General features: G+C 62.1%; 23 protein-coding genes. 10 read left to right on the top strand and 13 right to left on the bottom strand.

Annotation, left to right across the window (positions count from 1 at the left end; translation table 11 throughout):
• Positions 1-139 precede the first annotated feature (139 nt).
• The 3 genes from recD (at position 140) to C0541_RS03685 (ending at position 3780) form a co-directional block, all read left to right on the top strand.
• A complete protein-coding gene (recD, locus tag C0541_RS03695) occupies positions 140-2572 on the top strand; it encodes an exodeoxyribonuclease V subunit alpha (RefSeq protein ID WP_115045849.1) in 2433 nt (810 codons plus the stop codon).
• 332 nt (positions 2573-2904) lie between these two features.
• Entirely contained in the window at positions 2905-3417 is a 513-nt protein-coding gene (locus C0541_RS03690) for a hypothetical protein (RefSeq protein WP_238601252.1), read from the top strand.
• A 72-nt stretch (positions 3418-3489) separates the two neighbouring features.
• Entirely contained in the window at positions 3490-3780 is a 291-nt protein-coding gene (locus tag C0541_RS03685; RefSeq protein WP_115045843.1) for a HigA family addiction module antitoxin, read from the top strand.
• A gap of 35 nt (positions 3781-3815) precedes the next feature.
• Here the strand turns inward: C0541_RS03685 and C0541_RS03680 are convergent, their stop codons facing one another.
• From C0541_RS03680 to C0541_RS03665, 3 genes are all read right to left on the bottom strand, one after another.
• Positions 3816-4121, bottom strand: coding sequence for a type II toxin-antitoxin system RelE/ParE family toxin (locus C0541_RS03680; RefSeq protein ID WP_164740290.1), 306 nt, complete (start codon positions 4119-4121; stop codon positions 3816-3818).
• A complete protein-coding gene (locus C0541_RS03675; protein ID WP_115045839.1) occupies positions 4121-4375 on the bottom strand; it encodes an antitoxin in 255 nt (84 codons plus the stop codon). Before C0541_RS03675 ends, C0541_RS03680 begins: the two co-directional genes overlap by 1 nt.
• A 578-nt stretch (positions 4376-4953) precedes the next feature.
• Entirely contained in the window at positions 4954-5286 is a 333-nt protein-coding gene (locus tag C0541_RS03665) for a hypothetical protein (RefSeq protein ID WP_115045837.1), read from the bottom strand.
• 270 nt (positions 5287-5556) lie between these two features.
• Between C0541_RS03665 and C0541_RS03660 the strand changes: the two genes are divergently transcribed.
• From C0541_RS03660 to C0541_RS03655, 3 genes are all read left to right on the top strand, one after another.
• Positions 5557-6105 carry an Imm63 family immunity protein gene (locus C0541_RS03660; RefSeq protein WP_153064947.1) on the top strand — a complete coding sequence of 183 codons (549 nt, stop codon included), beginning with the start codon at positions 5557-5559 and terminating at the stop codon, positions 6103-6105.
• A gap of 12 nt (positions 6106-6117) precedes the next feature.
• On the top strand, positions 6118-6714 hold the full coding sequence (locus C0541_RS20630) for a hypothetical protein (protein WP_153064946.1): 597 nt from the start codon (positions 6118-6120) through the stop codon (positions 6712-6714).
• 294 nt (positions 6715-7008) lie between these two features.
• Positions 7009-7869, top strand: a complete 861-nt coding sequence (locus C0541_RS03655) for a DUF2971 domain-containing protein (RefSeq protein ID WP_115045832.1) — start codon at positions 7009-7011, stop codon at positions 7867-7869.
• Between the two features lie 36 nt (positions 7870-7905).
• Here C0541_RS03655 and C0541_RS03650 read toward each other — a convergent pair whose 3' ends face one another.
• Both C0541_RS03650 and C0541_RS03645 read right to left on the bottom strand, forming a co-directional pair.
• Positions 7906-8151, bottom strand: a complete 246-nt coding sequence (locus tag C0541_RS03650; RefSeq protein ID WP_238601251.1) for a hypothetical protein — start codon at positions 8149-8151, stop codon at positions 7906-7908.
• A complete protein-coding gene (locus tag C0541_RS03645) occupies positions 8148-8639 on the bottom strand; it encodes a hypothetical protein (protein ID WP_115045830.1) in 492 nt (163 codons plus the stop codon). Before C0541_RS03645 ends, C0541_RS03650 begins: the two co-directional genes overlap by 4 nt.
• A gap of 405 nt (positions 8640-9044) precedes the next feature.
• Here C0541_RS03645 and C0541_RS03640 point away from each other — a divergent pair, with 405 nt between their 5' ends.
• The gene (locus C0541_RS03640; RefSeq protein WP_193725856.1) at positions 9045-9917 is read left to right on the top strand and encodes an RluA family pseudouridine synthase; all 873 of its coding nucleotides are present in this window, start codon (positions 9045-9047) and stop codon (positions 9915-9917) included.
• 30 nt (positions 9918-9947) lie between these two features.
• Here C0541_RS03640 and C0541_RS03635 read toward each other — a convergent pair whose 3' ends face one another.
• Complete coding sequence (locus C0541_RS03635; RefSeq protein WP_115045825.1) at positions 9948-10193, bottom strand: helix-turn-helix domain-containing protein; 246 nt, start codon at positions 10191-10193, stop codon at positions 9948-9950.
• A 111-nt stretch (positions 10194-10304) separates the two neighbouring features.
• Between C0541_RS03635 and C0541_RS03630 the strand changes: the two genes are divergently transcribed.
• Both C0541_RS03630 and C0541_RS03625 read left to right on the top strand, forming a co-directional pair.
• Complete coding sequence (locus C0541_RS03630; RefSeq protein ID WP_115045823.1) at positions 10305-10619, top strand: hypothetical protein; 315 nt, start codon at positions 10305-10307, stop codon at positions 10617-10619.
• Positions 10620-10724: 105 nt separating this feature from the next.
• Complete coding sequence (locus C0541_RS03625; protein WP_115045821.1) at positions 10725-11387, top strand: DUF2306 domain-containing protein; 663 nt, start codon at positions 10725-10727, stop codon at positions 11385-11387.
• Positions 11388-11442: 55 nt separating this feature from the next.
• On the opposite strand, the gene C0541_RS03620 is transcribed toward C0541_RS03625, so the two are convergent.
• From C0541_RS03620 to C0541_RS03605, 4 genes are all read right to left on the bottom strand, one after another.
• The gene (locus tag C0541_RS03620; protein ID WP_153064945.1) at positions 11443-11715 is read right to left on the bottom strand and encodes a hypothetical protein; all 273 of its coding nucleotides are present in this window, start codon (positions 11713-11715) and stop codon (positions 11443-11445) included.
• A gap of 41 nt (positions 11716-11756) precedes the next feature.
• Positions 11757-13091 carry an XVIPCD domain-containing protein gene (locus tag C0541_RS03615; RefSeq protein WP_115045817.1) on the bottom strand — a complete coding sequence of 445 codons (1335 nt, stop codon included), beginning with the start codon at positions 13089-13091 and terminating at the stop codon, positions 11757-11759.
• A gap of 28 nt (positions 13092-13119) precedes the next feature.
• Positions 13120-13878, bottom strand: coding sequence for a hypothetical protein (locus C0541_RS03610; RefSeq protein WP_115045815.1), 759 nt, complete (start codon positions 13876-13878; stop codon positions 13120-13122).
• Positions 13879-14217: 339 nt separating this feature from the next.
• Positions 14218-14673 (bottom strand): hypothetical protein, encoded by a 456-nt coding sequence (locus C0541_RS03605; protein ID WP_161959866.1) that lies wholly within the window; start codon positions 14671-14673, stop codon positions 14218-14220.
• 304 nt (positions 14674-14977) lie between these two features.
• Here C0541_RS03605 and C0541_RS03600 point away from each other — a divergent pair, with 304 nt between their 5' ends.
• Positions 14978-15379 (top strand): antitoxin Xre/MbcA/ParS toxin-binding domain-containing protein, encoded by a 402-nt coding sequence (locus C0541_RS03600; protein ID WP_115045808.1) that lies wholly within the window; start codon positions 14978-14980, stop codon positions 15377-15379.
• A gap of 72 nt (positions 15380-15451) precedes the next feature.
• On the opposite strand, the gene C0541_RS03595 is transcribed toward C0541_RS03600, so the two are convergent.
• The 3 genes from C0541_RS03595 to C0541_RS21245 all read right to left on the bottom strand — a co-directional run bounded on the left by C0541_RS03595 (position 15452) and on the right by C0541_RS21245 (position 19136).
• Complete coding sequence (locus C0541_RS03595; RefSeq protein ID WP_115045807.1) at positions 15452-17059, bottom strand: alpha/beta hydrolase; 1608 nt, start codon at positions 17057-17059, stop codon at positions 15452-15454.
• A 474-nt stretch (positions 17060-17533) separates the two neighbouring features.
• Positions 17534-18466 carry an XVIPCD domain-containing protein gene (locus tag C0541_RS21520; protein ID WP_338016120.1) on the bottom strand — a complete coding sequence of 311 codons (933 nt, stop codon included), beginning with the start codon at positions 18464-18466 and terminating at the stop codon, positions 17534-17536.
• Between the two features lie 16 nt (positions 18467-18482).
• Positions 18483-19136 (bottom strand): DUF6393 family protein, encoded by a 654-nt coding sequence (locus tag C0541_RS21245; RefSeq protein ID WP_238601250.1) that lies wholly within the window; start codon positions 19134-19136, stop codon positions 18483-18485.
• Positions 19137-19417: the final 281 nt, after the last annotated feature.

The raw sequence follows: 19417 nt of genomic DNA, 5'->3' as shown, positions 1-19417 counted from the left end.
CGCTCTCCTCCCGGGGCGATAAGGCACTGGTTGCCTGCCACTGGCGCGCATGCCTTGAAGCGCCCGCGCCGCTGGCGCAGGCTGGGGCGCGAAGCGGGGGTTGGGGCGAGGGTCCGTCCGCCCGTCAGGCCTCCACCGCATGAATCACCCAAACCTCTTCAGCGCGCTCATCAAGGCCGAAGCCCTGCGCACGCTGGACCTGGCCTTCGCCCAAAGCCTGCAACGCCTGGCCCCGGAGACTGACGCCCTGGTCCTGGCCGGTGCCGCCCTCGCGTCCCTGGCAGTCACCAGCGGCCATGCCGGGCTGGACCCGGCGCGCGCCAGCATCCTGCTGGACCAACGCGACGGCCCCACGCCCACCCTGCCAGACCCGGCCGACTGGCAACGCGCGCTCGCCGCCTCGCGCTGGGTCGACCAACCGGCTCCGCAAGACCCCGCCGCCGCGGACTGCCCACTGGTCCTCGAACACGGCCTGCTCTACCTGCGCCGCTACCGCGAGTACGAACGCCGCCTGGCGCTGGGCCTGCAACGCATCGCCGCCCAGTCGCCGCCGCCCTTCGACGCCGCCACGCTGGCCCCGCTGTTCGCACAGCTATTCCCGAACGCCACCGCCGCATCCCCTCTCCCCCCGGGAGAGGGTGCCCGAAGGGCGGGTGAGGGTACGGGCCTGCCCGAGCCATCTGTCGACCAAGAAGGTAAGGCCCCGCCCAAGCCATCCCACCACCAAGACGTTACGAACCCACCGGCCCAATCCCACCACCCAGACCGCCAGGCCCAGGCCGCCGCCCTGGCGCTGCGCCGCACCCTGCTGCTGGTCACCGGCGGCCCCGGCACCGGCAAGACCACCACCATCGCCCGCCTGCTGCTGCTGCGCATCGCCCAGGCACACGCATCCAACACCCCGGCACCGCGCATCGCCCTGGCCGCGCCCACCGGCCGCGCCGCCGAGCGCATGGCCGAGAGCCTGCGCCTTGCGGTCGCCCGCGCCATCGCCGACGGCATCCAGCTCGCACCCACCTCCGCTGCAGCCGCGCCCGGGCAAGCGAAGCCGTCACCGCACCCTGTCGCTTCCCCTCCCCATCAAGCGACAGAGCCAGCAAACCCCGCCGTTTCCCCTCTCCATCAAGCGACAGAGCCAGCAAACCCCGCTGCTTCCCCTCCCCATCAAGCGACAGAGCCGGCAAACCCCGTCGCTTCCCCTCTCCCGCCTGCGGGAGAGGGTGCCCGAAGGGCGGGTGAGGGCCAGCCGTCCACCTGGAACTCCCTCCTCCCCACCGGCGCCAGCACCCTCCACCGCCTGCTCGGTGTCATTCCCGATTCCCCGAACTTTCGCCATAACGCGGACAACCCGCTGCCGTTCGACCTGATCGTGGTCGACGAAGCCTCCATGGTCGACCTGCCGCTGATGTGCAAGCTGGTGGAAGCCGTGGCCGACGGCACCCAGCTGATCCTGCTCGGCGATGCCGACCAGCTGCCCTCGGTGGAAGCCGGCGACGTGCTCGCCGCCATCCTCCAGGCCGCCGGCCCCGGCGACACCCTGCAGCCGCAGGATGCACAGGCGCTGCAACCGCTGCTCGGCAACGCGCCCGCTGACACCACGCTCGCCGCCACCCACAGCGGCGGCCTGGCCGGCCACCGCGTGCACCTGCTGCGCGGCTACCGCCAGGCGCACGACTTCGCACTGGCCCCGTTGGCCGACGCCGTGCGCGCCGGCGACGCCGACACCGCCCTGGCGCTGCTGCGCAGCGGCGAGCTGGCCGGCGTGCACTTCCACGAAGACGGCGAAGACCCGCTCACCCTGGGCCGCGACGCACTGCTCGCGCACTGGCGCGCGCTGGCCGACGCGCACGACCCGGCCGCCGCCCTGCGCGATGCCGCGCGCCTGCGCCTGCTCACCGCCGTGCGCGCCGGCCCGCAGGGCGCACGCGGCCTCAACGCCCGTATCGAACAACTGCTGGCCGAAACCGGCTCCGGCGCCCGCCGCCTCGGCAGCGCCTCGCCCTGGTTCCAGGGCCGCCTGCTGCTGATCACCGAAAACAGCTACCGCCACGGCCTGTTCAATGGCGATGTCGGCATCTGCCTGCGCAGCGATGCGAGTCCCTTTTCGGGGCGCAGCGACGAAGGCCCGCCTTCAGGGCCAGGCCAGTCCGCCGCCAACCGCCACGCCCCAGGCACCGACAGCCGTGCCCAGGGCCCGTTGGTCGCCTGGTTCGAAGGCGACGGCGACGGCCAGGTGCGTGGCTTCCACCCCGCCGCACTGCCCGCGCACGAAAGCGCCTTCGCCATGACCGTGCACAAGGCCCAGGGCAGCGAGTTCGACACCGTCTGGCTGCAACTGCCCACCCGCGACGCCCGCGTGCTCAGCCGCGAACTGCTCTACACCGGCATCACCCGCGCCCGCCGCGCCCTGCACCTGGCCGGCAGCGAAGCGGTCATCCGCAGCGCACTCGCCCGGCACGCCGCACGCATCTCGGGCCTGGCATGGCGGTTGGGTGCGCAGCAGCAGGCGGCACCCGCTACGCAAGCAGCAGAACCATCCACTGTCATGCCCGTGCAGGGGTCGTTGTTCTGATGGATGCGATCCGGCGCAATGGCAGGATCACTTACGGCAAAGCGGCACGTTCGCCCATCACCATCACCGTGAATACCTGGATAGCAGGGTGTTTGCCGACAACGAGTTGCCTCCAGAGGCAGTTATTCGAAATTTTCGGATAACTGCCGCCTACGGCAAGCGTGCACGTTGAATTGAAAGATCGCGCCGAGGATGAGTCGCCATTGCCGTCTGCCCGGGAGTCGCCTGCCAAGGTGGTTCCATCCGTCCAGGGCTCGTTGTTTGATAGCTCCCAAGTCCGGAGATGATGTAAGAACGCATGACAAGGATGTGTTTGCGCTAGGGAGGAGATGATGAAAGCAGTATGGATTCTCGGGACGGTTGTGCTGACTACCTGCTTCGCCGCTACTGCGGCTGGGAGGCTGGACATCAATCTCCAGAACATGCAGACAGCGTATGTAGCGATAGCTGGAGCATCCGTCTCAGTCACGATGAACAACACAGGTGACCGGCCCATCGAGCTACCTGCCTCGTATGTTCCAGACGTGGATAAAGGTGGGAGATTGCAGACCAATCTGTTCAAGGTCCTGCAAGAGGATGGCAGCACCGTCGACTATCGCGGCATCTACGTGCATAACGTCCGCGGTTCCATGCAACCTCTTGTCTTGAAGCCCGGGCAGTCAATCGTCAGGACGATCAATCTGTCACGGAGCTACCAGATCATGCCTGGACGCACGTATTCGGTGGCGGTCTATCCGTTTGTGCGTTATCGAGAGCAATCGGAATCAAAAAGTAAAAGCACCTCAGCCGATATGACGTCTCTGAAGACTGCTACATCCAACAGCATCGAGATCACACCTCGATAGGTCTGCGATGATGGAGGGCGATGTCGCCGAGGTCGAAATTGTCGATTACCACTGAGCACGAGGCATCTGTCCATGACAGTCCTACCCAACATCCACCCAGGCGAAATCCTGCTTGAGGAGTTCCTCGAGCCGATGGGCATCAGCCAGAACGCACTGGCGCGGGCTACCGATGCACCGCCGCGCCGCATCAACGAGATCGTGCTGGGCAAGCGTGGTATCACCGCCGACACCGCCGTGCGCCTGGCTGCAGCGCTGGGCACGACCGAGCGGTTCTGGCTGGGCCTGCAGGCCGATTACGAGCTGGAACAGGCGCACCGCGCGCTGGGCGATCTGCCATCGCGGATCAAGCGGCTGGCGGCTTGAGTCGAGAGCCACACCACCGCTACGTGGATCGTGCGCTATAACCTGCCGGCCAAACGCACCATCAGATCCATGCGCTCATGCAGGATCGCCACGATCAGCGATGGAGCCTGCTCACGCGGCAGGCAGAAGATGTAATGGTGCATGCAATGCGACATGCGCAACGCAGGGTACAGCGCACTCAGATCCTTGAAAGTGCATTCCCCTGCTGCGAGATGGGCAATGCCCTGTTCCAGGTCTGCGATGTATCGGCGAGCCTGCGGCTGGCCCCAGCGTGCCGAGGTGTAGCGGATGATCCCGCGCAGATCGGCTTCGGCTGCGTCGGTGAGGACGTAGCCGTGCATCAGCCGCGACGGCCCTCGGCCAATTCTTCATCCAGGATGGTGCTGATGCTCTTGGTAGACACCTTGCCGGCAAGGCCTTCCTCGACACGTCCCCCAAGCAGGCTTTTCAACTCATGCCATGCCTGATCAGCGTTTATATCGCCAGGGAACAGGCGTTCAAGGGCGTATTGCTTGATGGTCTTGCCTTGCAAAGCCGCCAGCGCCTTCAGGCTCTGGTGCTGCTGATCGCTTAGGTCGATGGTCAAACGGCTCATGACACGCTCCGAATTCCGCACAAACCCACATTAGCACAGCCGGTCTGGCCGGCCCGTTGTTCGGTCAACAGCGCGTTGGGGCGCTACGCAGGCCATGTCAGTAGCGATTGAGAGAATCTGACAGGCCGGGTTCACAGGCCAACGCTCAGCGCCACGCGCCACGCCTAAAAAAACGCGAGGCCAGGCCTGCGCCTGACCTCGTCTGCCGTCTGGCAGGCCGGGCGGCTTACTTGCCCTTCTTTTCCTGCTTGGCCGCGCGCTTTTCCTTCAGCGTCTTGGTCGGCTCTTTCTTCTGGCTCTTCTTCTGGTCCATCCCCTTGCTCATGACACCCTCGTAGTTGCTGGATTGATCGGTCGGGCAGCGCCATGACCCTGGCGTGCCTGCGCACTGTACGGCTTGCGCGGGGTGGAAGGGCAGCGGCAGCGCAAGGCCGGGCGACGGGCGGTGCGTCCGGCCCGGCGTTTGCTCAACGCAGCAAGCGCCAGCAGCCCCCCGGCGCGCCCGGCAGGGCCACAAACGCAAACGCCCGCGTGCGACCGGCAAGGTCCACACGCGGGCGCCGGCGGCAGCGTCGGGCTTACTTGGCCGGCACGCGCTGGTACTGCTCGCCGCCGGTGTTGAGGTGGCCGTTGGTCGCGTCGATGGCGAAGTTCACCGTCTCGCCATCGTTGGTCACCTGCAGCGCCCCGTCCTTGTAGACCGCCGGGTAGCTCTCGGTCTTGGGGGTGCGGCTGAAGAACTTCGGCGTGGTGCTGCGGACCATGAAGGTCTCGCCATTGCGCTCGATGTCCATCGTCTCTTCCTGCGTCTGCACGTTGACCCAGTGGCCGACGAACTTCTCGCCCTCCACCTTGGCGCAACCGCTCACCAGCAGTGCCGCGGCCAGCGCGGTGCCCATCCACTTCATCATCGTGTGTTCTCCAGTTGAGTCTGCGGCGAGGATGGCGGGTGGGGGATGTATGGGAAGTCAAGAACCAGGACTTCTATTTAACAGCCTAGCCGCACCACAACTCATGACTAAGCTAGGTTTCGCCGGGTCTAATCATGTAACAAGAACGATACTGCCCCCGCCGCTGGCCCGAGCCGAGAAATTGTATGTGCCGCAACCATCTAGTGACGTACGCTGAGCCATCACAAGCCACCCTGTTTTTTTGATTATGGTCCCTACGAAGAGCGCCAAGTGATCTCTCTACTGCCGCCGCACGATTCCGAGCCGTTAGCAGCGCTACGTGCCAGGTTCAAAGCCATTTGTTTATCAATCGGCAGTAACAGAAACCTCTTCACCGTGCCACAGCCTGACGGGGCAGCCCATGTGGAGTTTCGAGAAGGTCTCTATCATTACGTTGTTGTCGAGCGCGGCATGGAGTTCCAGCGTCGCACAACCTCCGACATCGACGAAATACTTTACTGGTTGACCTCAAGCGTTGTTTCTGAGATTGCCCGTGACTATGAAGTGCGCAACCGCAACACGTCGCAGGACAGCCGCCGCATCTGGTTCGCAAAGCACGAAGAGCTGATGTCCTCTTTGTTTGCGCAATGGGGCGATCGAAGTAGACACGAGCACCAAGATACCCTGAAACGATTCCCCTTCAATGACTCCAACCCGATGACTCCAGATCCAAGAGATAGCACATCGCCAGAGCGCATGAATTGGCATCGCATCTTACGAAAGTGTGTGCTCATGACACTTCTTTTCGCGGTAGCGCTGTCGGCAAAGCCACTCACCTAATACCTTCTGGTAATGGTTGAAAAGCGCGCACCACAGCTACATCCCGTGGCTCCATCGCCGCAGGACGTGATCCTTATCTGGACAGCGATCGCAGATCAGCCATATCCCGGCTTACCGTTCCTGCCGAAGGATGGAGACGCCCATGCGGCTACAAAACGTAAACCGGTGGTACTGCTCGATAGATCCACGCAAACGTGTTCAGGTGCCAGAGCGCAGCAGGTGTGCGCCTCAAGTCTGGACCAAGAGCTGCTCTCAAGTTCTGCTGTCGATGCATTTGTATCGAAGCAGGCGCGAGAAGCACTGATCTTGGCGAATGCTAGCCAAGTGACGGTACGGCTACCTGACAGCGATTACGTGCGAGGAGCGCCAACCGCCACCGTCGACGCCCTGCTTATGGACGTTAACTGGGCGGCCTTCTACAAGGCGTTCCCGGGGACGGCCGGGTACTTACAACTAAGCGTCCCAGTTCTCATCGATGGAGGCTCCCATGCATTGGTGTATGCCGAACAACGCTGCGATGGACTATGCGGCACGGGCACGCTATATCTTCTGAGCCGTGCAGGTAATGGATGGGAGATCGCCAACGGGCTGGTGCTTTGGGTCAGCTGAAGTGGCCGTGCCGTCGTCGTAGTGGTGGATTTTGCAGTGGATTGTGCAGATGTCACCACTGCGAATAGATCGAAGTAAACTTGACCCCGTTCAGTCTGAAAAGGCCCGACTCAAATTCCAGCAATGCGATATATGAGTAAGAGAGTGCCTGACCAAGGCAATCTTGAGGTAGTAATAGGACCGTGCATGTCAAAAATGAGTGAGTCTGATCGCGTTATCGACTAGAGAGGCGACTTACGAGTCTATTCAAGGTATTCTTCTCGGTAGTAGCGATGAGCATATAACTAGGTCTGTATGGAAATCCACCATTACACAAGAGCATCTACACTTCCTTTGATACTAGGTACAAGGACTATTCGCTTCACGCGAGCGGATCTCCTTGACGATGCTTCAGAAGTTCCGGTTAAAAATCAGCACATAGATGCGCGATATTTTTACGTTAGCTCATGGACACTACAGGGCAACGAACAATCTGGGCAATGGCATCGTTATGGGGATGCCAGTCGTGGGGTGAGAATTAGCTTTCACGAGTCGCCTTTTGAATGGGAGAATGTAAGCGTACTAATACGCCGAGAGGTGGCTGGCGATCCTGGCGAAGATCATTTGGAAGATGTACGTTCAGTAGGAGTCAGAGTTGATGGTGTTGATGCGCCTTATCCATCTTCATCAATGTTCGGAAATGGATATATATTGATTCCAGATGGTTCGGGGACTAGGAGAGAGTTTGGCTGTGCTGTCACCTATGTCGACAACGTGGAACTCGAAGCTGCTAAGTATTGTATTAGCGACAATGGGAAAACGACAATTTATGGATCCGCATCTAATGTCGCCTGTATCAAAGCGTCGGCATGGGCCGACCAAGAAGAATATCGATATGTACTGATGGCAGTTGCTGGACCCGAAAAGACATATGTGGAGTCGCCCTCAGCCTATGAATCCGAACTTTTAGATTCTATTGAGAGTAGAGGAGTTGTGCCTTTTCCCCCAGCAAAGGTTGGTCATATTGATATTCCGCTATCTTTGGGTGCATTCGAAAAGATGACTGTCACGCTTGGTCCTTTAATTTCTCGCGAGGACAAGGAAACAGTTCTGGAGGCACTCAAGTTACTTGCCCCGAAGGCAAGTATAAAATTCAGCGCACTAAAGCTCCGCTAGATGAAGACTTTCTGTGCAAATTTACCTAGACCCCAGCTAATTCGGGATGGTATCCATGCCAGCTCGTCGGAACTTGGGCGGGAGCCTTGGGTGACGGTGTTGCCCCAAATCGGTTTGGATGGTGCCGATCGTGTAGCCACTGTTGTCGGCCGGCGCCAGCAACGGTGTCCTGAGATTGTCGCCAGCGACTTCCAATTGATAAGCGGCATATCCGCTTTCGGACGAAACGCCGACAGCAAAGTACAGCGTGGCCCGCAATTCCTGATCTGTCAGCCTGCTCATGAGTCGCTCTCGGTGTCCGCACAGGTTTCGGATGGAATTTGCTTGCCCTTGATATCAGGGTGCAGGGCGACATCTCGCTTATATGTATTGCCGAACTTCTGGTAGCGAACCAAGGCCCCCTTTTCAAGAACGAAGTAATCTTCCTCCCCCGAGAAGTTGGGGCATGCCTCATAGCCTGCCTCGCCATCATCGCTGCAGTAGCGAACGTAGAGCTTTCCGCTACGCACATCCCCTTCCAATTTTCCGCCACCTCCACGCGCGTTGGTTCCTTCGCTCCAATCTCCCGTGACATGGCTCTTCTGCTGATTGAGGTCAACGCTCAGAAAGTGGCCAGAACCGCAGGCGGTGGCGTATGCCCACTTGTTTGCAAAGTTACCGACCGTCGCACCAGCCGGTGGCGAAGCATTCGAGCATGCTGCACTCAGCGCGATCACGGTAAGTGACATGCAACGCATGATCTTCTTGTTAAGTTGTCTTTGGGCTGTCATTGAACGCTTCCTTGATCTTCGCTATCGGCGAGTCGGGCGTAGGGCACAGCGACTTTACTGCAAACAGCAGTTTTCAATTCGCTTACGGTACAAAAATCGTAGGTAGGCTGTTGGCAAAAGTCACTACTGAAGAACCGAAGTCACTACTGAAGAACCGAAATGTCTTTCGCACGCCCAAGACCGGTTGGTGTCTGAAGCAACAGCGCATCCCCATCTACTTGGTATGGAGCTGCGGCATTGCCTAACGTGGCGTTATGCGTATCGCCTGACAGTCACTCGTTGCGGTTGGGGCTTGTCTGTTCACCTTTGCAGAAATCAGGAGAGAACGGAAAACGCGGCCAGGGTACGATTCCATCCCTCTTCGTGTGAGTGCGCCTTGTTGTGGTCATGCTTCCAGCACGCCCGATGCTTGATGGCCTTCCCGCCAGCCAGTTCCAGCTCCCGTCCGGCCCCTGGTCCACGGTGTTGGAGGCGTTATGCGCGTGCTTTCCGGGGGTGGATGCCGCCATCTGGCAGGACCGCTTCGCGCGTGGGCGTGTGCTGGATGTCGAAGGCAGCGCGCTTGATGCCTCTGCGCCGTATCGCCTGGGTGCCGAGATTTTTTACTTCCGCGAGGTAGTGGACGAGCCGGTCATTCCATTTGCCGAGATGGTGGTGCATGCGGACGCGCACCTGGTGGTGGCCTGCAAGCCGCATTTCCTGCCCGTGGTGCCAGCTGGAGCGTATGTGCGCGAGACGCTGCTGACGCGGTTGGTGCGGCGCTTCGATAATCCCGCATTGGTGCCGCTGCACCGCATTGATCGCGACACCGCCGGGCTGGTGTTGTTCTCTGCCAACCCGGCCACGCGCGGAATCTACCAGGCGCTGTTTCGTGAGCGACGCATCCGCAAGCACTACCTGGCAGTGGCACCGCCGCTGCCGGGGCTGACGTTTCCGTATGTGCATCGCAGCCGGCTGGAGCCGGGTGAGCCGTTCTTTCGCATGCGCGAGGGCGTGGGTGAGCCGAACAGCGAGACGGTGATCGATGTGGTCGCGCGCGGTGCGGACACGTGGGCGTACCGGCTGGAGCCGGTCACCGGGCGCAAGCACCAGTTGCGCGTGCATATGGCCGCGCTGGGCGCACCGATCCTGCATGACCGCTTCTATCCAGAGCTGGAAGACCAGCGGCCCGATGACCCGGAACGGCCGCTGCAATTGTTCGCGCACACGTTGGCATTCGATGACCCGATCACCGGCGAGCTGCGGAGTTTTACAGCGACGGTCGGGCTGAACAATTAGGAACGAAGCACCACGCACTGCCCCGGTGGACTACTTCAGTTCCTTCTCGAACTCGGTAACGAACTTGGTCAGTGAAGTTCCGCAGGCATTGCAGAAGTCCCGCAACTGGAGAAGATCCATCCGGCGACTGCCACGCTCAACGTCACTTACATACGACTGCGGGCGCTCCAGCGCAGTGCTCAGGGCCGCCTGTGTTAGGCCCGCGGAAAGGCGAAGTTCGCGCAGTTGCTGCAGCAGGACGTCGTAATCGTCTTTGTGGATCGACTTGATTGGCATGGCGGCGACGTTGAAAGGCCGCACTGAAGCTATATCCCCTTTTCAAATATCTGAAAAAGGGATAAATTTGAAGGGCGGATATCTCGTCCGCTCACGTCGAGGACGGATGCCATGACGACTTCGAAAACCCTCAAGGCACCTACGCCAGAGGCCACGCTGCAAACGCAAGAAGAACACTTCACCTTCGGCGTCACAGTCGAGCAGATCGACCAGTTCCACACGCTCTTGCGCACGATCACCGCGCAGAGCGACATGGTGGCGGTGTGCAGCGGCAAGCCGCTGGACGCTACCAGCCTGTCGGTATTGGGCGAGAGCATTTTCAACGCCGCCCGCGCCGTGCGCGGGATCGTTGACGAGATCCACGAACAGCGGCTCGGCGGGAACGATTCGATCCCGGCGTCGCACGGCGTGCCGCGCCACGTGTGAGCCTTGCTCGCGCACCGCCCCCTAGCGCTTCTGCTGCGTGTCCATGCTAGCGTGCTGCTACCGAGAGCCGGCTGGCCGAAGGAGCGGGGCATGCGGGTCGATCCAATGCGCGACGGTGTTGCGGTTGCTGGTGGCGGGCCGGTCGCCCGTGTGGCACGGGCGCTGCTGTGGCTTGCGCTGGCCGCGTTCGCGGCCGAGTTTGTGCGTCACGTGTACCTGAAGTACGCCGCGCTGGAGTCGCCGGCATATGCCATGTTCCTGACCCGGCGCGGCTGGCTGTGGTGCCATCTGGGTGGCGGCGCCGCCGGCATTGCACTGGGCACGCTGCAGTTCGTCACGCAACGCTGGCGCAGGCACGCATGGGTGCACCGCTGGGTTGGGCGTGCCTACTTCGCCGGCATGCTGGTGGCGATGGTGGGCGCCACCGGGTTGATTGCCACCTCGCCAGCGCCGATGGTCATCCGCGTGGCCTTCGCGGCGACGGAAGCGGCGTGGCTGGTGGTGGCCTCCGCCGGCCTGGTGGCCATCCGCCGCGGGCAGGTTGGCCGGCACCGGCGCTGGATGGTGCGGGCGTACCTGGTGACCCTGGCGCCTGTGGTGTTCCGCGTGGTGCTCTACGCTGCGGTCGGGGCCGGGGTGGCTCCATCGCCCGATACGATCGCGGTATTGCTATGGGCCAGTTGGGCGGTGCCGTTGCTGATTCACATGGCGGGGAGCGCAATCGCCAATGCCATGCGCCGGCACGAGCGAATCCCCAGCAGGGCTTAAAGCATTTCGACGCGATCGCTAATCCGCCAGCGTCTACCCAGCAGTCGCCGCAGCATTAGATCTCATTGAAGACCGCGCAGCGGAACTGCTCCATGCGCTCTTTGCCAAGCGCTGGCTCCAGTTTCTGTAGTCCATCCAGCGCGCTTTCTACATCGAACGGTTGCCCTGCGAGCGTGGCAAGTGCCTGGTTATGCAGTCGGTACGCAATCCACGCGGCGCTTCCCAATGCGCTTTGATCGTTGGGGTCGACGTAGCTGGATAGAAGCAGTCGCAGCTCGTAAAGCGCTGCGGCAAAGAGTCGCTTTTCCAAATCGGCGTTGTCGCTCATGTGCGTTTGCTCGCTACGGTGATCCATTTCAACGACCGGCATCAAATGCCGAGCGTGCGCGCACCGTGCGTTGGTGCCTCTTGTTGTTGCGTCAGCGTCTGCGCGTTGTGCTGCTGCAACTGTTGGCGCTGATCGACCTGCGCCAGTTCGCGGAACGAGGTTTCCACTGGCGTCGTGACCGCTTGATCCGTTGGCATATGCGCGCGCAGATGCGCCGGGTTGCCTGGATCGCCCTGGACGACGAACACATGTTGGCCTGCCTGCGCCTCGCTCCCGGCCTTACTCAGCAACACATGGTCCACACGGTCGAGTCCATTGGCTGCCGCCAGGGTGGTCAGGCTGGCGGTCATGCATGCGCTGCGCTGGTCAGGTTGGCGCCCGAGTTGGCGGTCCAGTGCATCGACGCCTGCGCTGCATTGCTGATGCAACGCGAATCGTGGGTGACCGGGTTGATCGGGCGTGGCAACGGATGCGGCGGCCGCCACTTGCGTTGCCTGCTCCTGCGCATTGGACGGCGTGTTGTCGGACAACAGGTAAGGGCTGCGGACGATCGGCAGGTTCCGGTACGGGTCATCGGGATGGAACTCGCGCCTCAGCTCCTGCCGATTCAACCTGAGTTGGCGCGTGTCGTTGAGCTCCTGCAGTTGGTGGGCATCTCGGATGGGTTGAGATGTGGGCACCTCCCCGGTTGTGGTCACCTGGGTCCATTGTTTTGAGCGCGCGTCGTATAGCGCATAAGAACTGACCGCCCCAATCCGGTCTGGATCCGTATTGGTCAGTGCCTGGGTCGCCAATGTCCTTGCCCCAGCCATGCGGCCCATGTATGCCGCCGCATCCAGCTCCTGGTCGTTGTAGGTGTGCATGGTGTCCCAGCTGGTCGAGCGCATGCGCGACAAGCCAAGGGCCGTGTTGTCCAGCATCATCGTCCAGGCCTGTTCTGCCTCACCTTCACCGCCATGGCGCCGTGCGGCTTGCAGAAACTCGCGTGGCGTCCAGGCATTGGGATCGATCTGGTGGGCTTGGAAGGTACGGTCATGCACGTCCTGCACGTCCCGGACCGGGAGATTGAGCGCCAGGTCCGGGTGCCCGGCATTCAGTTGGCCCCGGCGTTCGTCCAGATCGCGCCGCATGAGGCTGACACCAAACTGGTTCCATTCGCGCTCGCTCATCCTGATGCCGCCATCGCGTGCGCGGTTGTCGGCGAAGATGTTTGCGGTCGCTCCGGGAGCGTTGTCGTTGCGCACCACACCCAAGGCAAGCAAGCCGTAGCCATCGTTGCCGTCCTTGTGGGCGAGGTAGTTCCAATACAGCTCGCGGTTTTCCTGCCGCGCATAGGCAGAAAGAATCCGAAGATCGTCTTGTGTCAGTCCTGGCATGCATCACCTCCTTGTCGTTAGAAAGCACTCAGGTGCCGGTGCGGGCCGGCATGAAGTCTTTCAGTGCGCTGCGTGCGCGGTCCTGGATCTTCTTCCAGTCCTTCAACGCAACGCGCACATAGTCGATCTCCACTGCGACCTTCAGTTCCGGAATGACGAAGATGTGCTCGCAGCGGGGAAGTTCGCGCTCCTTGCTGCGCACTAGCTTGCCCTCGCGGACCTCCACGCCCGACTGCTCCACCTCGCGGGACGTGCACTTGATGATGGTGTCGATGTTTCCCTGTGCGTCGCGGCTGACATACCAATCCTTGTAGTAGCTTGCGTCCATGATGGAATTGGACGGTTTCAGCCCTTGCGCCAGGTAGTGCTCGCGGTACGCAGCGATGTTGGCGTAGTAAGGCGTGAGCCCGTCTCTTTCTGCTCCCTTGATGCGCGTGTTGATATCCGCCTCCGGGGTGTCCTGCGCTGCGCCGTCCGGCGTGTACTGCCGGCGCAGGAATGCATCGGGGTCGATCCGGTCAAGGTAGCGGTAGCCGATGTTGACGGTGCGGGTGGCCACGTCCAGCTTCAGGTGGGCCCGCTCGCCAGGAGCAAACGCGTTCAACTCCGGGTACTCCAGATACAGCCCGAAGCTGCCATCGAAGTTCGGTCCCATCTGGTCGTCGAAGTAGTTGGCGGGAATCTGTAATTTGTACGGGCCCAGACACGCCTCCATGACCGGTGGCGGGCTGGTGCCGGGGTCTTGCGGACCGCCACGTTGCCGGACGCATCCCTGTTCGTTGGTCATGGTGTTAGCGCCTGTTTGTGTTGCGCTGCAGCCGGGAACGGCGAGGCCCAATGCGATGCATGCGAGGCCCGCCAGGGCCAGTGGGTGTCTCATGCATCCTCCTATGCTGCGTGCCGAAGTCGAGTATAGGCAGTGGATGGAACGGCGTGCCGCATGCGCCGACAATACGGTCCATGCCCACGGCCGGCTTTCCTGCAGATCGCCGGCTGCCGCACCTGGCGCGATGTCAGGTACGGCAGCCGGCGGGCGTCCTTGTGGACGAGCCGCGGCTGCAAGCGATGGAATGAAAGGATGCAGCCGTTGCAGCCCGGGAACTGAGTGCTTTCGTGAGCCTTGGACTTAGCGCACCTTGTACAACACCGCCGCGCCCGGCCTGGGCTCGAACATCGGCACGGTCTGCTGCTTGAGCGCGGTGCCCTTGGCGTCCCACACCAGGGTCTCGACGGGGTAGTCCTCGCTGCGGGTCATGGTGCCGATCTGCTTGACGATCACGGCCGAGCTTGCGGGCACTTCCGGGTTCCAGGCGAACACGCCCAGGCGGCCGTAGAACACTGCTGGCGCGGCGGCATCCAGGCGGCGGTCCGGGCACATGACCAGGCCGCGTTCCAGCATCACCCGCAGCGCGCCCACGGGCACGGCCCTGACGGTGGGGCCGGTGCGGTCGGTGCTGTGGCCGGGGCAGACATTGGCCGAGCGGGTGAGCATGTCCTCGACCACCTGGCGGTCGGGTTGGGCCAGCGCCGGCAGCGCGGCGGTGGACAGGGCAAGCGCGGCGAGAGCGGGTTTCCAGGGCATCTGACAACTCCTCATGAGGTGACACTCCAGTACTGCAGCCCTGCAGGTGCGGGCTGCTGCCAGTGACGCGCCCGGATGCTAGCAACGTGGACGTTAAGCACGGCCAATGGCCTGCGTGGCTTCCGGCCGGTGCGCGCACGCCGCAATCGGCCGCCAACGCCGCTGCCGGGCCGCCAGCGCTGCCCACGCCGGCCGGCACGGAATGCAACGGCCGCCGATGCCCGTCTCCGCTGTCAGGAGTCTCCCGATTGAGCGGCGGCGGCAAGGCCGATAGCGTGCCCGCTATCACACCGCTGGACTGCCCATGGAACGCGCCGACCTCATCGCATCACTGCTCACCGGTATGCGGCGTGCCGAAGATTTCCGCGCGCAGGCGTTGATCTACAGCACCGCGCACAGCCAGCGGATGGAGGCCGACTATGGCAAGGCGGCCGATGCCGAGCTGGTGCTGACGCTGTTCGCCTTCACGCCGGAGCACCTCAAGCTGCTGGGCAGCAGCGGTATCGAAAACCTGGGCGAGATCGTCTGCCACGCCTGGGCCTTGAACGGCGGCAACAACGAGGCGCTGATCGGCTGGTTCCGCAAGCCCATGAACGCCCTGGACGGGCAGACACCGGCCGCGCTGGTGCGCGGCGGCGGCCTGCAGGTGCTGTTGCTGGTGCTCCGGCAGCAGCTGGAGTGGGAGTTGTCCAAGCGCTCGGCCTGAGGATCGGGAGCGTCGCCCGCCACGCCGGTGGCCGGCACGCCGGTCGACAGCCCCGGCCGTGCATCGACGCGCTTACTGCTTCGGTCGCGCCACGGCGTACATCTCCCAGGCAATCTTCTTGATCAGGGCGCTGCTGTCCTCGCCCTCCTTGTACAGGTCGAAGTGGCTGCGGCCTTCCAGGTAGCGGAAGTCGCTCTTGGCGCCCAGGCCGTCCAGCACCGCCTGGAACTTGCGCGCGGCGCCATCCAGGTAGAACGTGTCGGCGGTGCCGACGATCAGGTGGATCTTGCCGTCCAGGTCCGGCTTGAGCGTGGGCCACTGCGCCGCCACACGCGCGGCAATGTCGTAATGCGTGCGCCAGTAGGCCACCACGGCCGGGTCCACGGTGCCGGTGTTGCGGTCGAACATCGGCAGCGGGCGGCCGTCGGGCCCGCGCGGGGAGAACACCCACTCGAACGAGGTGAGCTGGCCGCCGTACGGGCCGAGCACGCGCTCCAGCCGGGCAAAGGTTTCCACGTCGGCCACCACCTTGCCCTGGTCGCGGATCAGTGGCATCTGGCTGCCGTCGGCACGCCGGTACATGTTGGCATTGGGCGCGTACAGGTCCGGCCCGCTGAAGTCGTGGAAGTCGCTGGGATCGGGCGCGGTGGACCAGGTGCCGCCGAACAGCTTGGGGTAGCGCGTCTGCAGCCACAGCGTGGCCCAGCCGCCGGACGAATGCCCGTTCAGAAACCGGCCGTTGGCATTGCCGTCCATCTTGTACTGGCGTTCCAGCGCGGGAATCAGCTCTTCGGTCAGTGCGGTGCCCCAGGGGCCGTTGTTGACCGAGTCGGCGAACTCATGGGTGCCGGTGGGCGTGGACTGGTCCAGGAACACCCAGATCATCGGCGGCATCTGCCCGGCCGCCATCGCGCTCCAGGTGACGGCGATGCTGCCGGCAAACTGGTTGTAGCCGCTGCCAAATCCATGGGTGACATACACGGTGGGATAGCGGGCGGCGGCCTTGGCGTCGTAGCCGGGCGGGGTCAGCACGCGGGCGCGGATGGAGATCGGCCGGCCCCAGAAGGCACTCAGCGACGGGCTCACCAGCGAGGCATCGGCACTGTGCAGTTTCGCCTCGGGCACGGCATCGCGCACGGCCTGCGGTGCGCGTGGCGACACCTGCCACGGGTCGTCCGAGGCGGGCACCCGGGTGCCGAGCGTCAGTGCGGGCAGCGGGGTGCCCTTGCCCAACGTCACCGGCGTGACGGCGCTCAGCAGGTCGCCGCCATTGCGGCCGCTATAGCCGTAGCTGTGGTCCGGGTCCAGCACGGCCTGGAACAGATAGGCGCCGGCCGGCAGCGCGGAAAACCCGCTGGGGAAGGCGGTGTTGTCCAGGTCGATCTGTACGCTGGCACCGGGTGCGAGCGCGGTCACCTCCTGCGCTGCCACGGCCACGGCGGTAGGCTGGAGCGGGTTCACGCTCACCTGCTCCACCTTGCCGTCCTTGGCCTGCGCCTGCGCGTCCTTGGCCAAGGTGGCGAACACCAGCAGGCGGCCGGACACGGGCCGGTCGCTGGCCCCGTCCAGCGTGACGCGCAGCAGGCGATGGGCCGCTGCCGGTGCGGCGGCCTGCGCGGCGCAGGCGCACAGCAGGCCAACGGCCAGGCCCAGGCGGGGGGCAAGACGATGCAGGAACATGCAGATCCTTTGGTGCCAGGTGGATGAGTGGGGTGCACACGGCCCCGCGCAGACTGTAGCCAGTTCCCGGCCGACCGTGCGCCGCCATCGCGAGGTCTGGTCACCGTATCCGATCTGCCTGTCCAGGGATCACCTCCTCAACCGGACCCGACCCCGGCTCCACCCGGTATCACGAGCAGCGCAAGCCATAGCGTGAAGCTGGGTCAGCCTCGCCAGCCCCAAGTAACTAAAACGAAAGCCCGCGTCAGTTCCAACCAGGTAAATGTCTGACAGGCAGCCAATCTAATATCTTTTCTAGGTTCCGCTTGTTCCTGTTCACTGCCGGAACAATCTAAAGCCGGCTTTAGATTCGATCACTGCCATGCGCGTCCCAATCGATCAAACATTCGACATCGGCGCCTATGTCCGCGCAGTCAGCAATGCGGAAGGCTTGCTGCGGGAGCAAGACGATACGACTGTATTCCCAATTGCTGTTCACCGCATTCCAAGTGCACCATGACTTGGTTGGTCCACCGTGCGTGATGCCTCCTGCGTAGACGCCTGCACGGCCTGTTTATTGGCAACTTCGAGTTTCTGCAGGTTCTCGGCCAATGGCTGCTTGACGGCTTCGGCCTTATCCACGTGCGTGCGTAATACATCCATGTCATTTCCTGGATTTTTGTACGTCGCGAAAATATTGCCGTTTGTGTGATTGGGAATAACGTCCTGAATCTCGGGCAGCGGCGGGCGATTGAGTTTGGCCTGGACCGCCAGGGCACCGGCAATACGTTCCTTTTCTTGCTGATTGGTGTAGACGCCTGCATCCGGGCCGAGCTTATCGAGCCCCGCCAAGGCTTGCTTGAACAATGGGTCATCGCGTAGCCGCGCTTCCTGATGCGGATCGAGTGGTGCTCCGCCTGTGCTGAAGGTACGCCCTGAGTTACCTAATCCTGGCACCGACGGCTGGATCGATTCGTCGAGCTGTCGTCCCGATGCAGGCGCCCAGTGGCCGAAAACGCCATCGTTCTTTGGTTCCGGAAGGCGTACATCCCGCAGTACGCTATCGGCCAGTGTGTTGGAGTTTTGCAACTGGGGATCGTAGGGATACTTGTCATCCTTGCTCTTGGCATTGGCGACCATGCGTGCCCAGGTTCCCGACAAGTCCGCACCGTGTGTGATCTCTTCGCGATACTGCTTTTGTCCAACCGCATTCGGGTTGTCGCGATGATCGGGGTTGGCCCGGTTGTAGGGCAGGTTAGTCTCGACGTGCATGCGGCCATACGGCAATCCAGGTTGCTCATCGCCGGTCCAGCCGCTGATGGTGTGCTGCTTGCCCTCTTTATCTGTGTAGAGAAGGAATTTGTGGTGGTATTCCTTGCCCAGCGCAGACCCGATGTTCCGATATCCAACTTCAATCTTCTCGTCCATGACAGTCTCCGTTGGCTTACTGATTCTTGATGTGGACGGCGTCGACGTGTGTCACCTTGCCGTCGGTATCCAAAGAAAAAGTCATCACGACGGAACGTGCATCTGGATCAAGCATTGCCTGCCCCTTATTGTCCCTGACGACCACCCTACCTGGGGTGTCTTCAACAATCTTGGACGTTGGAGATTTGCTGAACGTCTCCAGCACAACCAACTTTGTTGTTCCCAGAGGAACGTACTTGGCAACGATGCTGCTAACGTCGACCTGTTCGAATCGAACGGGCTTTTTTGATGCATAAATCTCTTCAAGCATTGGGCTGGCTCCTGATTTCATGATGTCTTCCTGTGTCGAAGCGGTGCGTGCAGTATCTGCATTGGCGCAGGATGAAAGCGGGAGCACCGCAAGCCCAGTGAGTGCGAGCGTTGCGGCCCACCCGTTTAGCACGATGCGTGGCATGGTGATCTCCTGATACAACCAATCACTTGAATAGAATGCCCGCGAAGTCTTGAGCCTTCCCAGGCAGGCTGGTACATCAATACTCCTTCCGTGCAGACGATACCAGCGTACTACAAGCTTCCCATGGTTGATGAATAGCTGAGTTGGATCGTCAGGGCTGCCCAGGCGATCTATTTTGTGCCACATCCAAATGCATGCATTGGGATATTCCTGCAATGCACGCCTCTTCAAGTAGACGACCACAATTCAGTGGCGTTACTGGAAGTTGCAAGTCCCTAAGCGCTTCAAATAGTCGCTTTGCCTCGACTGATGCTTGATGTGAGCGATGGATAGCGCGGTGTTCGCTCCCGAATTCCAAACTGCATCACGCAACGAGGTTGTTGAGACGATTTGCCGGGTTTGCGAGGCCTTGGTCTTCAAGGATGAACACACCAGCGGCGTGGCCAGCTGGTGGCGTAGGTGTGGTGCTTCCCACACACACGCAGGGCGTCATCGTA

The sequence above is a fragment of the Xanthomonas arboricola genome (assembly GCF_003353015.1).
GTDB classification, from domain to species: Bacteria; Pseudomonadota; Gammaproteobacteria; order Xanthomonadales; family Xanthomonadaceae; genus Xanthomonas; species Xanthomonas arboricola_E.
This window is presented reverse-complemented; position numbering and strand designations above follow the sequence as displayed.